The organism is Desulfomarina profundi (assembly GCF_019703855.1).
Classification (GTDB): Bacteria; Desulfobacterota; Desulfobulbia; order Desulfobulbales; family Desulfocapsaceae; genus Desulfomarina; species Desulfomarina profundi.
Window position 1 is genome coordinate 2865738 of record NZ_AP024086.1, and the last position, 12963, is coordinate 2878700.

Below are 12963 nucleotides of genomic sequence, written 5' to 3' on the forward strand. Positions count from 1 at the left end.
TTGCCATGCAAAACAGATATTTTTATTCTTTCACCACAACTTTTCTCCTCCTGCTCTTTTTTTCTCTTTCGGCCCCGCACCCGTCTCAGACAAAGCCACTCCCTCCTCTTCGAAAAAACCGCGACTATATTCTCACCACGGCCACCACGGGAGGAACATATTATCCGGTGGGTATTGCCCTGGCGACCCTGACTAAAGTCAAACTCGAGCCAAAGTATAAAATTTCCCTTTCTGCCATCAGCTCCGCCGGCTCAGGGGAAAATCTGAAACTCCTGCGGGAAAACGAGGCCCAGTTTGCCATCCTCCAGGGCCTTTACGGAGCCTGGGCATGGAACGGCAGCGGAGAGCTACAGCTCATCGGCCCCCAGAAACACCTGCGCTCCATCACCATGCTCTGGCAGAATGTTGAGCATTTTGCCATTCAATCTGATCTTGTCCGAACGGGAACAGCTGCAGACCTGAAGATGCTGAAAGGAAAACGATTTTCCATCGGCAGGAAAAATTCCGGCACCGAAGGATCGGGCCGTCATATTCTCCGCAGCCTGGGCTTCCAGCCTGACCGTGATTTTGTCCTGGTCAACATCGGTTACGGTGAAAGTGCTGAAAGCCTGCAGAACGGAACGATCGAAGGGATGAATATCCCGGCCGGACTCCCGGTAGGTGCCATTACAAGAGCATTTGCCGCCCTGGGCAAGGATATTACCATTCTTGATTTTACCGCCGAACAACTCAGAGCAATCAACAGGGGATACAACCTGTGGAGCCCCTACACTATCCCCGCAAATACTTATCCTGGTCAGGATTATGAGATCCACACCATTTCACAGCCAAATTTTCTGGCGGTCAGGGCTGATGTTGATGACGATGCGGTTTACCGGATTGTAAAGATAATCTATGAAAACCTGAAATTTCTCAGCAATATCCATCCGGCGACAATGGACATGGATATCAGAAAAGCAGTAAAAGGGCTACCCTTTCCCCTCCATCCCGGTGCCGCACGGTTCTACCGTGAACAGGGGATTACACTTCCCGACAGATTAATCACAAAATAACTTCTTTTTAGTGAAACAAACCCAAAAAAGTACTGTTATTCCCCTCATTTTTTTAGTATATAGGAATTATTCTCACACAGATAAAAGAAATTGTCCACATAATCATTTTTTTCCTGATTACCTCCGAAACCCGGCTTGATTTCTGATGCTGGGTTTTACAAGTAATCAGATAATTTTTAAAGGAGCAGAAAATGGCTGAACCGAAAGACATGTACCAATGCCAGACAGTAAACTGTGGATATATCTACAATCCGGACAAAGGTGACAGAAAAGGAAAAATCCCCAAGGGTACCAAATTCCAGGATCTTCCGGAAGACTGGAAATGCCCCATATGCGGGGCCAGTACCAAGGCATTCAAACCTCTTGGTTGATAACCCTTTCCCTGCCGAACCAACCGTGCAGTCACTGTAATCGGTTCGGCAGGATTTGTCAGGATTTTCTTGGCATTTTGTAACACAATGTGGAATACTGTTCCCTATGAACAGCCAGCGTCCACTTTCCATAAACAACAGTCTTGTCCACGGTATCTGCAATTATCACTGCAGACTATGCGGCATAAAGAAACCTGATTACTCAGGTCCCAAGGAGTTCCAGCCTCTCACTGTCACCCGGAAACTTATCGACCGTATCCGGGAGGCAGTGCAGCAGGGAATCCACATCCGTTATCTCGCCAATGCCGGTGATGGTGAACCAACCCTCCACCCGGAATTCAACGAGCGGATGACTTTATTTGGAGAAATGATACGGAGCTGGCAGGCTCCCTCCATCCCGCCTCCTGAAGTTTCCGTGGTTACAAATGGATCACTCCTGAACGAAAACAGCATCCTGGAGTCCATCACCGACAACAGACTCACCCTGATAATCTCCCTGCCCACCCTCAACCCGACGTCCTACGGCCTGATTATGGCCCATGACGACACAAGAGGAAAGGCTCTTTTAGACACAGTACTGCCGGGTGTTGAACAGGCCATGGCCAAAAAGGCGGCGGGCAGACTCAGGCAACTTTATTTTCACATTTCCCCTCCGGAGGTTGACCTTATCCGGGCAGATTTTTCCGAAACAATTGACGGATTGACCCGCCTCGCCCGGAAAAACGGGATGCAGGAAATTAACCTCATCCTCTTTCCGGCACCCAGTAACCGTACGGGACTGGTCACTGCTTCCGCCCCCCGCGTTGACATGTACCGCGACCTCTTCAAACAATATAACAATACAGCCGCCAACCAGGTCACTGTCAGGATGAAACTGGTCCTCCACCGTTTCTTCCCCTCTCTCCTGGAAATTGTTGACCTTCTTCATCACTTCTCCTTCCCCTGTCTGTGGAATGGAAATTTCTTCATTACCCCCGACGGCAGTTCTATCTGCTGCAATGATCAATCCATCCAGACAATCCAGGGAAACATTCTCCACGATTCCATTGCCACACTCATGGCAGCAAAAGAACAGTTTATGCCGGGCGCATCGTGCAGAAACTGCAACCAGTCCCCTCGCCACCTTCGCGGGTCACCGGAGGCCCGTATTTTTTCTCTTCTGGCTGGACTCAGAATTGCCTGCAACCGCATTTCCAATAAATTTTAAACAGGGAAACAGCTGCAAAAGTGACAAGACAGAACAACAGAGTTCCCCCTCCCCCATGCGAAACAAAACTGGTTGAAACAAGGGAAGAACTGGAGGAAGCCCTGCGCCTCGTGTACCGGAAATACAATATTGCCGGATTTCAAAAAAAGAACAGGTCAGGAATGCGAATAAATTTCCACAATCTTCTTCCCACCAGTTATACACTTATCCGCAAAAACCATTCCAGGATTGAAGGAACCCTTACTGTGGTACAGGAATACCAGGGTCGCTTACCTTCAAGTGAACTGTTTGCAGAAGAAATAGAACAGGTTCGCCACGAGAATTCCCTGCTCTGTGAACTGTCCGGCCTGGCTATAAACACTTCATCCTTCAAGAACAGCAAAACCACGCTCCTCTCCCTTTTCAAGGCAGCATTTATCCTGGGATTTGACCTGCTGGGCTGTACGGACTTTTGTATGATGATCAACCCCTCCCACTGCAATTTCTACAGAAACGAGATGCAGTTTGAAAGAGTCGGACCTGTCAGGTATTACGGGAAAGTAAACGATGCACCCGCAATCCTTCTGAAAATGGACCTTTTGACCTGTGAACAGCATTTTCTGGAAAAAAAACCTCGCCTTCATGACTATTTTTTTCTCCAGAAAAGAAAAACAGTCAGAAACAGGATTCTCTCCCTTTTGCCTCGACACAGAGAGCTGTTTAATAACCAACTGGCTCAACATTTTTTTGAAATTGAACCTGTTATTCTCTCCAGCCTGACCGACCAGGAAAAAGAAACTCTTTCCCTTTATTTCCCAGATCTTACCAAAACCTTACTTGTCTAAGAAAGATCATATTGCTAGAGTAAAAGCACTCAGGTAACGGGAATAATAATTATATTTTTTATCAGGATCACACACTGTTACCCCTTCGCCTGTACTCCTTATACAGCCATCGTTTCACTCCGGGCAGATAGAGAGAACCGGAAGTAAATTACTACATATCAGGTTGAAATTATGAATAAAAAAGAACTTGTCGCGTCAATAGCCAAAAATGGAGGTATAACCAAAACAAGTGCTGCGGAAGTACTCAACGCATTACTGGCAATGATAGCCAAAACAGTATCGGAAGGAGACCGTGTGACCCTCTCAGGTTTTGGTTCCTTCCGCGTAGTGGAGAGGAAAGAGAAAAAAGGACGAAACCCCCATACCGGTCAAAGTCTGATCATTCCCGCCCATAATATTGTTAAATTTATTCCGGGGAGGAATCTGTACTCCCGAATCCAATAGATCGTCAGATACTGTGGATTCAAAATTGAAAAAAACTGTCAGGTATTTTGCAATCCGGATTTAATTTGCTACAATTAAAAAAGCCTTCCTGATTCTTGTTCTTATTTTTGTTTGGTATATTTTTAGACGCAATGAAGAATTCCGGTAAAATACTGTTAATCGGCCTGTTGTTTCCGATTGTTTTTCTGGCAGGGTTGACCAGCGACAATTATAATTCCTTTTGACGACAATTAAATTTCCCGGAAAATTGTGATCTGATTATTCATATTTCTCAAAGGAGGAATATGGATGGTCACAGATATTCAGGTGAGGAAATTGAAGAAATACTTAAGTCAAGGGAAGACGTTGGAAGTAGCAGCGGCTAGAGCCGGCATGGATGAGAAAACCGGTCGCAAGTATAGAGATAATGGCAAATTGCCAAGTGAGATCAGTGCGGAGCGAGTGAGGGAGTGGCGAACTCGTAAAGATCCTTTTGAAGGTATATGGCCAGAGGTTTTACAATTTCTGGAAACTAATGAAGGTTTGGAAGCCAAAACTCTTTTTACCCATTTTCAAAGGATTTATCCCGGTTCTTTTGGAGATGGCCAGCTCCGCACGTTTCAACGTCGAGTAAAAACCTGGCGTTGTACAGAAGGTCCAGGACGTGAAGTTTATTTTCCCCAGGTGCATGTGCCTGCACGGTTGAGTCAGTCTGATTTTACAGATATGTCCCAATTACAGATCAGTATTGGTGGTCAGCCTTTTGATCACCTGATCTACCATTTTGTGCTGACATATTCGAACTGGGAGACAGGAACGATCTGTTTTTCCGAGAGTTTCGAAAGCCTGAGCGAAGGATTACAGAAGAGTCTATGGAAACTTGGCGGAGTTCCAGAACAACATCAAACAGACAGGTTGTCAGCTGCGGTGAATAAACCGGATAACCCGGAAGAGTTTACCCGTGGCTACCAGGGGCTTTTGGCCCATTACAAATTGCAAGGCCGTAAAATCAATTCGTCAAGCCCCCACGAAAATGGTGACATTGAGCAGCGCCATCATCGTTTCAAGAAAGCCGTAGATCAGGCCCTGATGCTGCGAGGTAACCGGGATTTTACTACACGCAAGGAATATGAGTTATTTCTACAGAAGCTGTTTGCACAACTCAACTGCAACCGCCAGGAGCGCTTTCAAGAAGAACAGTCGATGTTGCGTCCACTGCCTTCGGGTAAGCTCGACACATGTACTCGTTTTGAAGTTCGAGTTGGTCCCAGCAGTACGATCAGAGTAAAGCACAAGGTTTACTCGGTGAATAGTCGACTTATCAAAGAAACAGTCACAGTGCGGCTGTATGCAGAGTATCTGGAGATCTGGTACGGTCAGAAACATATTGAGAATATCCCCAGAATACGAGGCGGTAGCAAACATTATATCCAGTACCGCCATATAATTGACTGGCTGGTTCGAAAACCCGGTGCATTTGAGAACTACAGATACCGCAGTGATCTTTTTCCTACGAGCAGGTTCCGGGTTGCCTATGACTCTCTGCGCAAATTTCGTACCGTTACGGGAGCAGCAAAAGAATACTTATCTATTTTACAGCTTGCTGCCCAAGATAATGAGACAGCTGTAGATGATGCCCTTCGTCATCTGATTGACCATGAAAAGAACATTGATTTTGCCCAGGTAAAAACACTGCTTGTCTCTGGTAAACCGGTTGAACCGATTACCAATATTTCTGTCCAGACTGTTGCCCTCACAGGCTATGATCAACTCTTACAGGAGGGTTGCAGATGAGTTCAACCGATAATCGAATTATCCTGGATGCGTCTCTTAAAAAGCTTTATCTGTCAACTATCCGAGCCTGTTACCAGGAGGAGGCGGATTTGGCGAGAAAGGAATCACTAAGCTATGAATCATACCTTCAGGAACTGGTTGTGCGGGAGTGTGAAGAAAGACGCCATAAACGCATTACCAGATATTTGCGAGAATCCAGACTGCCCCTGGAAAAAAACTTAGCTTCGTTTGAAATGGATCGGCTTCCGGCCAAACTGAGCGGCTTTGTCAATAGTTTGCTGGAAGGTTCTTTTCTTGACAGGTGTGAAAACATACTAGCTTTTGGAAACCCAGGTAGTGGAAAAACCCATCTGCTCTGTGCCATTGCCCAGGAACTGATTAACAAGGATAGGCGTGTTTTCTTTTCTCCGTGCAGTCTGCTGGTGCAAAATCTGCTGGTGGCCAAAAAGGAGCTTGTTCTTCCAAGATTTCTGAAAAAACTTGCCAAGTATGATGCCATACTGATCGACGATATCGGCTATGTCCAGCAAAGCCGAGAAGAAATGGAAGTGCTCTTTACCCTTCTTGCGTATTGTTATGAACGGAACAGTATCATGCTAACCAGCAATTTACCATTTTCACAGTGGGAGAAGATATTTAAAGATCCAATGACTACGGCTGCAGCGATAGACCGGCTTGTGCATCATAGCGTAATACTGGAACTTAATCTTGATAGCTACAGACTGGAAAAAGCAAAACAAAGCCTTGAGGAAAATTAATAATCACAGAATAGGGGGCTCTGCCCCAACCCCCGAGGTTTAACGCATTGTGGCCATGAGGATGAAGAAAGAAAAGACCGGGCAAATCCTTATACCCGGTCTTCATCCTTACGGCACTCATCTCGGCGCTCGGGTCGCTCCTCAGCGTTGCCCTATCCTCCGGATGAGTACAAATAAGTTACATTTTAGATGAGGACACTGCAACAGAAACAGAAAAAGCAATGAAATATTATTGCGTATTATTATGTGGTTAAGGCCGGAATTATAATTGTCGCCAGCCGGGAATTATAATTGTCGTTGATTACAGGGTGCCAGATGTTTCTGCCACAATTCGAAGGCTATATGCCATTGGCCAATATTGCCTGTAAAAGCTTTGCCAGAAACAAAAAATCCATCACCAGGCTGGAAGGGAAAACGATCCAACTCTGGGGATACCTCGACTCGGCAAATATTTTCCCTCCCAATTCCGGGATGGTACGTTTCCATGAGTCATCCTTCCATGTCAAACCACTGGCAAACGACGGCCCCGGCGAATCCATTCCCGTTTTACTGGAGGGTGACAAAAAACAGTATGCCGGTCTCTTCAAACAACTCAACACTCTTGCAAAACAGCAAGAGAGGGAAACGATTGTTCTACTGAGCGGAACAGTTCAGGCAACTGAAGTGCAGACGAATTTCAACACACTCGCCGGAGTTGTCATCCACGTCAACTCAACAGAAAACATTCAGTTCAGACAAAAGAACAACATTTCGCTGTAATACATATCCTTGAATTCACAAGCATCCAGTCGCGACCGTACGAATATGCAGTGCCCCTGATCACTTACCATCCACTTACTTCATTGATTAAATCCAGCAGATGAACGGCCCTGACACCGACAGCAGAGTGATTTATCACATCCTGTAACTGCATGATGCACCCCGGACAACCAGTCGCCAGCAATTCTGCGCCGCTTTGCATCAGGCCGGGAATTTTCCTCGACCCTATCTTTTTGCTGGTTTCGTAGTGATAAACAGAAAATGTTCCCCCAAGACCGCAGCATTCCGAGGCTCCTTCCATCTCCACAAACTCCACATTGGGCAGTGCCCGGAGGATCTCCCTGGGCTCCCGGATTATCCCCTGTTTTTTCATATGACAGGGATCATGGTAGGTGACCCGCTTTCTGTTCGGCCATTTTTCCATACCTGCAAGTTTTTCGATCAGCCCTTCTTTTTTCAGAAAAACTGTAAAATCGATCACTTTTCCGGTAAACTCCGTAAAATTTCCCTCCATGGTGCTGTAATATTCTTTAATACCACCATTACAGGACGCACAGCAGGTGATTATATGAGCAAGATCCTGCCCGGCAAAACAGTCTCTGTTCTTATCGGCCAGTCTTTCCACGAGCCTGCCATTTCCCGCGGAAAGGGCGGGAATACCACAACACTGCTGGCCGCGTGGCAGGAAAACGGAATACCCCATTTTTCGCAATATCCTGATCATGGCCGCTCCGATCTGTGGATAAAGAAATCCAATGGAACAGCCTGCAAAAAAACCGATCAGGGGTTTTTCTCCATTTCCCTGGATAAATTCCGGAAAAAGATCATAGAGGTTTTTGGCCGGAATTTCAGGCAGAGTTCTGTTTTTCATGATGGGAGCGGGAAACCGCAGGCGCAGTCCGCTCGACTCCGGAACCTTTTTCAATGCCAGACTGGAAAGGGCCGCTGTCGATTTCACTGCCGCCTTCAGCAACGGCCTGTTCCCGATAAAGGCGGATACGGAGCGTCCCACCAGGGAAAGCCCCTTTTCGTCGGTAATTTCCCGGCGAATCGCCCCGACAATCTCGTCGGTGGGCACCTGGTTGGGGCACTTTGTGACACAACTGCCGCACATGAGACACATGGAGATATCCTGCTGCAGCCGTTTTTCCAGATTATCCCTGCCATCAAGCAGGGCGGCGGCCAGCGCGATCTTGCCCCGGGCGACGCTGCCCTCCCTTTTTTCGGCAAGATAAGCGGGACAGTGCGCCTGGCAGGCACCGCAATGAACACATTTGCGAATCTGTTCTTCAAAATCTTTCAGTGATTTATTCCTGCTCATTTCATCTCTTCCACTGTAACAGGTTACAGGGCACCTTCCGCTGCAATCGGTTTCTGAAAAATCTTGCCCGGATTGAGAATATTATTCGGATCAAAACTCTCCTTAATTTTTTCCATATACCTCATGGTAATTTCACTGACCTCCATTCCCATGTAATCCATCTTGGATATACCGATACCATGCTCACCACTGATGGAACCTTCGAGTTCCACCGCTGTACGAAAGATATCCTCCATAACATTGTGAACCTTCTCCTCCATTCCCTCTTCTCTCAGATCGACCATGACATTGACATGGATATTTCCATCCCCGGCATGGCCAAAATTAACAATGGGCACCCCATATTCCCTGGACAGGTTTTCCAAAGCCCTGATCATATCGGGCACTCTGGAGCGGGGAACAACGATATCTTCATTAAACTTATCGGGATTGATTTTCCGCATGCTGGAGCTGACACTGCGCCTGACCTGCCAGATCTCTTCAGACTCTTCTGCATTCTCTGCGATTCTGGTATCGAGAACTGAAAGCGGCTGCAGCACTTCCATAATGCGTACCGCCTGCTTTTCGATTATTTCCCGATCACCATCCACCTCTATCAAAAGTATGGCCCGGCACTCCTCCGGCAGGGGAACAGGGGAAATATCCCGTATACAGTCGATGGTCGAGGCATCGAGAAACTCCAGAGTAGTCGGAATGATTTTTGCCCGGATAATTTCAGAAACACCGCGGGCAGCCCCATCAATGGTGGAAAACTGCACCAACATGGTCTTTTTGGCTTCCGGTTTGGGAAGGAGCTTGACGACAATCCGGGTGACGATCCCAAGTGTTCCCTCGGAACCCACAAAAAGCTTTGTCAGGTCGTAACCCACCACATTTTTAAGAGTCTTCCCACCGGTTCTGATAATTTCTCCGGTGGGTGTCACCACCTCAAGCCCCATGATATAGTCCTTGGTAACGCCGTATTTTACACACCGCGGCCCCCCGGCACACTCCGCCACATTGCCCCCCATGGTACAGAATTCCTTGGAGGCCGGGTCCGGCGGGTAAAAAAGTCCCTGTTTTTCCACCTGCCGCTGCAACTCCGCGGTAACCACTCCAGGTTCCACCACGGCAACCAGATTTTCAGTATCTATGGCAAGAATACGATCCATCCGGGTAAGCACCAGAACAATCCCCCCCTGAACCGGCAGGGTTCCCCCTGTAAAACCGGACCCGGCCCCCCTGGGCAGGACAGGAATCAGATACCTGTTGGCAACTTTCATCACTTCACTTACCTCTGCAGCAGAACCGGCATAAACAACGACATCCGGTAGGTAACTCCTGCCGGTGGCATCATAGGAATGGGTAATCCTGTCGCTCTTCTGGTCAAACACGTTTTCTTTGCCGACAATTTCCGTTAATCGTTTCAATACGGTTTTATCTATCATTTTATCTCTTCCTGTTTTCCTGTTCCGAAAAATTCAACCTCAATCCCGCAGTGCAAGGGAATAAAGAAAAAGTGCGGATTCGGTTCAAACATTTATAAGAGTAATCATTAACCCGCATTTCTCATCAATTCAGGCGGCTTCAGCTTCAAAATTTTCAACAGTAAATAATAGTGACCTATATTTACTGTTGAAATATTGCAGAAGATGGCGTCGCCTGGGCTGACCTTGGGTGAACATTGTGTGAATTTTGTTCGATTACTGATAGTTGGCTAATTATTTGTATTCTACAACTATTCTCAAAATTGACACAATGTTCATGAGAAATGTGGGTTAAAAATATTCTTCCATGGAAATTCTTATACAAAGAACAAAACGAGAAAGCCACCTTTGAACGAACACCGACCAACACGGATGAAAAAAGGGGAAGAACCGATTTGCGCTCTTCCCCCCACATCAACACCTGAATGTGACTCATAATTTCTCGAAATAAATGACTGCTGTCAGGCCACCATCTCCCAAAGCAGCACCATATGCACATCAAAAATATCACTCCGCCGCGGTTTAATTGAAAAAGTCTCAATCTCACAGTTGTCGATGGAATATTGCTCCGCAAGCTCGGTCACACGTTCTTCAATCTCCACACTGAGATCATCAAGCTCCTGCTGCAGGGCAAGAACATTCTCCTCGGCCCTCTTCACATCACTGCGCTCCTTTGCAACCCTCCCAACACTGCGCATTCCCGTCGCCGCTTTACCGATGGTGGATGCGGACAACGCCTTTCTACCGAAAAAGGCGCCAACCACTGCCACCCCGAAAGAGATAAGGGAATCGGTTGTTTTGGTCTTCACATCAACTTTTTCTTTCTCCAGGCGGTGCAGAGCAGTCTGCAGCTTCTTTTCGATCCGTTCCTGCTTCAGCTCATATTTTTCCCGCAACTTTTCCACTGCGTCTTCCTTCTGTTCCCGCAGGGAATCACTGAAACGAACCCTGAAATCCCCAAGACTCTCGTCAGGTGTCGATTCAAAACTGGTTCCCTTAATACGAAACAATTCCTGACGTCTGTTCTGGTAAAGAAAATCTGAAAATTCCTTTTTCAGATTTGTCATACTCCTCAACCCGGCAATTGAGGCAGGTAAAGGATAAAATCCGCCATTTTCAGGAGGAGCAGAAACACACTCCTCCGTACCATAACCCGGCTCCTCACCGTTTTCCCAGTCAGCCCGTTTAAAATCCTCATCCAGGTAGAGGCGCAGGGAAACCTCCTGTACTACATCAATGTTACGACGATTGTTAAAATACCTGACCGACGCCCGGCCCCAGAGATACGGTTCGAAATTTATTTCATCGCTGACCATGTTCTGCAGGTAATAAAGCTGCTCAATGTTTCCCCCCAGAAGCGGAGGCGGACCCGCAGCCCCGTTACGGCTGACTGCGGCGACACTTTCCATATTACTCTCACCACCGGCCGCCGACAGACGATCCTTTCTCCCCTTCATCAGTTTCGTGATATCATTTTTGGAGATGGGGCCTTTCAGATAGGACATAACCCAACGGGTTTCAAAGAGGGTTGGTTCATCCATATGGGCGGAATTCAAAAGAAACTGCCGTGATTTCATATCGGAGAGCAGGTTTCTGACCAGCCTGGCATCAAGATGTCCATCGCCGGCACCAACAATCCCTTCCACCACCCTGTCCTGATCCTGGCTGGTCTGCAACCGTCCGATAAACCAGGAACCGATATTGGACAGCCCCTTGTAATCCAGATCAACCGGATTCTGGGTGGCCAGGACAATACCAACCCCGTAGGCCCTTGCCTGCTTGAGCAGGAGCAGCATCGGTTTTTTTGAAGGCGGGTTGGCGGTGGGCGGAAAATAACCGAATATTTCATCCATATACAGTAATGCCTTCAGGGAAGCGCTTCCCTGCTGCCGCCGCATCCAGCCTGTAAACTGGTTGAGCAGCATGGTAACAAAGAACATCCTTTCCGTTTCACTGAGGTGGGCAATGGAAAAGATTGCCGTCTGGGGCCGTCCTTCTTCAGAATAGAGGATTCGCTGAATATCCAGGGGAACACCTTCTGTCCAGGCTGCAAAGGTGGGACTCGCCAGGATATTATTGAGGCTCATGGCAAGACTCATCCGCTGGGATTGATTATAAAATGCATCAAGCCCGAAGACCCCGACCTTGTCAAAGGGAGGATTGACAATAGCACCAATCAGGTTTTCCAGAGAAAGATCTTCACCTTTGCGCCAGAAATGCAGGAGAAGCGAGCTGAGCAGAATATGCTCACGGCTCTGGAGCGGATCTCCTTTGATATCGATAAGGGAGAGCAGGGTTGTAGTAGTGGAATTAACCAGACTGTTCAGAGTGTCTGTATCAGCAAGCAACGCCTCTGACGGTGCCTTGAAACTGCTGAGGACAGATACAGGTACCCCTGCGGTGGAACCCGGGGTATAAATGGTCATATCGGTCCTGGTCCGAAGCTGACGAATCCGTTCCGGCCCCTGACCCCAGGAGGCAAGTCCCTTTTTCCAGGACGCAGCCACTTTTTCGCCATATTCGGGAACGGACATCTCCTTCCCTGCCGCCTCCGCCGGGTCAATCCAGGGAATAAAATCCTCCGGCTGCAGTTCAGGAAAAGTCAGCAGCAGATTACCCATATCTCCTTTCGGATCAATGATAATGGACGGGATATTGTCCATTATTGCCTCTTCAATGAGAGCAACCCCCAATCCTGTCTTACCGCTGCCAGTCATGCCTATGATAGCGGCATGGGTGGTCAGGTATTTGTTTTTATAAAGAAAGGGTAATTCAAGCGCCTGCCCGCTTCTCAGATCCATTTCCCTGCCGAGATAGAGCAGGCCCAGTTTTTCGTAAGGGTATTGGTTCTCCACTACACATCCTCCCGATATTAAAAGCTGATTATCACTCCATGCGACTTCCCGCGACTCCAGGCAATTCATGACTTTTCCTGAGTGCTTCACATTGAATCAGTCCAAACAATGAATTGAACCAACTGCTTAAGTA

Annotated in this window: 11 protein-coding genes; 8 read left to right on the forward strand and 3 right to left on the reverse strand. The window is 47.5% G+C overall.

Annotated elements, in window-relative coordinates; all coding sequences use genetic code 11:
- The first annotated feature begins 5 nt into the window (after positions 1-5).
- The 8 genes from LO777_RS13220 to LO777_RS13255 all read left to right on the forward strand — a co-directional run bounded on the left by LO777_RS13220 (position 6) and on the right by LO777_RS13255 (position 7188).
- Positions 6-1052 (forward strand): TAXI family TRAP transporter solute-binding subunit, encoded by a 1047-nt coding sequence (locus LO777_RS13220; protein WP_228854357.1) that lies wholly within the window; start codon positions 6-8, stop codon positions 1050-1052.
- A 191-nt stretch (positions 1053-1243) separates the two neighbouring features.
- A complete protein-coding gene (locus LO777_RS13225; protein WP_228854358.1) occupies positions 1244-1423 on the forward strand; it encodes a rubredoxin in 180 nt (59 codons plus the stop codon).
- A 106-nt stretch (positions 1424-1529) separates the two neighbouring features.
- Positions 1530-2630 carry a radical SAM protein gene (locus LO777_RS13230; protein ID WP_228854359.1) on the forward strand — a complete coding sequence of 367 codons (1101 nt, stop codon included), beginning with the start codon at positions 1530-1532 and terminating at the stop codon, positions 2628-2630.
- Positions 2631-2650: 20 nt separating this feature from the next.
- Positions 2651-3454 (forward strand): N-acyl amino acid synthase FeeM domain-containing protein, encoded by an 804-nt coding sequence (locus tag LO777_RS13235; protein WP_228854360.1) that lies wholly within the window; start codon positions 2651-2653, stop codon positions 3452-3454.
- A 171-nt stretch (positions 3455-3625) separates the two neighbouring features.
- Positions 3626-3898, forward strand: coding sequence for an HU family DNA-binding protein (locus LO777_RS13240; RefSeq protein WP_228854361.1), 273 nt, complete (start codon positions 3626-3628; stop codon positions 3896-3898).
- 288 nt (positions 3899-4186) lie between these two features.
- Positions 4187-5671 carry an IS21 family transposase gene (istA, locus tag LO777_RS13245; protein ID WP_228854362.1) on the forward strand — a complete coding sequence of 495 codons (1485 nt, stop codon included), beginning with the start codon at positions 4187-4189 and terminating at the stop codon, positions 5669-5671.
- A complete protein-coding gene (gene istB / locus LO777_RS13250; RefSeq protein ID WP_228854202.1) occupies positions 5668-6429 on the forward strand; it encodes an IS21-like element helper ATPase IstB in 762 nt (253 codons plus the stop codon). The genes istA and istB overlap by 4 nt, the downstream gene beginning before the upstream one ends.
- A gap of 315 nt (positions 6430-6744) precedes the next feature.
- On the forward strand, positions 6745-7188 hold the full coding sequence (locus LO777_RS13255) for a hypothetical protein (protein ID WP_228854363.1): 444 nt from the start codon (positions 6745-6747) through the stop codon (positions 7186-7188).
- A 64-nt stretch (positions 7189-7252) separates the two neighbouring features.
- Here LO777_RS13255 and LO777_RS13260 read toward each other — a convergent pair whose 3' ends face one another.
- From LO777_RS13260 to LO777_RS13270, 3 genes are all read right to left on the reverse strand, one after another.
- Positions 7253-8509 (reverse strand): (Fe-S)-binding protein, encoded by a 1257-nt coding sequence (locus LO777_RS13260; RefSeq protein ID WP_228854364.1) that lies wholly within the window; start codon positions 8507-8509, stop codon positions 7253-7255.
- Between the two features lie 23 nt (positions 8510-8532).
- On the reverse strand, positions 8533-9936 hold the full coding sequence (locus tag LO777_RS13265; protein WP_228854365.1) for an FAD-binding oxidoreductase: 1404 nt from the start codon (positions 9934-9936) through the stop codon (positions 8533-8535).
- A gap of 500 nt (positions 9937-10436) precedes the next feature.
- On the reverse strand, positions 10437-12899 hold the full coding sequence (locus tag LO777_RS13270) for an ATP-binding protein (protein ID WP_228854366.1): 2463 nt from the start codon (positions 12897-12899) through the stop codon (positions 10437-10439).
- Positions 12900-12963 lie beyond the last annotated feature (64 nt).

Coding starts and splice junctions, on each gene's coding strand:
- LO777_RS13220 (WP_228854357.1), top strand. CDS start 6: ATGCAAAACAGATATTTTTATTCTTTCACCACAACTTTTCTCCTCCTG.
- LO777_RS13225 (WP_228854358.1), top strand. CDS start 1,244: ATGGCTGAACCGAAAGACATGTACCAATGCCAGACAGTAAACTGTGGA.
- LO777_RS13230 (WP_228854359.1), top strand. CDS start 1,530: ATGAACAGCCAGCGTCCACTTTCCATAAACAACAGTCTTGTCCACGGT.
- LO777_RS13240 (WP_228854361.1), top strand. CDS start 3,626: ATGAATAAAAAAGAACTTGTCGCGTCAATAGCCAAAAATGGAGGTATA.
- istA (WP_228854362.1), top strand. CDS start 4,187: ATGGTCACAGATATTCAGGTGAGGAAATTGAAGAAATACTTAAGTCAA.
- istB (WP_228854202.1), top strand. CDS start 5,668: ATGAGTTCAACCGATAATCGAATTATCCTGGATGCGTCTCTTAAAAAG.
- LO777_RS13255 (WP_228854363.1), top strand. CDS start 6,745: ATGTTTCTGCCACAATTCGAAGGCTATATGCCATTGGCCAATATTGCC.
- LO777_RS13260 (WP_228854364.1), bottom strand. CDS start 8,509: ATGAGCAGGAATAAATCACTGAAAGATTTTGAAGAACAGATTCGCAAA.
- LO777_RS13265 (WP_228854365.1), bottom strand. CDS start 9,936: ATGATAGATAAAACCGTATTGAAACGATTAACGGAAATTGTCGGCAAA.
- LO777_RS13270 (WP_228854366.1), bottom strand. CDS start 12,899: ATGAATTGCCTGGAGTCGCGGGAAGTCGCATGGAGTGATAATCAGCTT.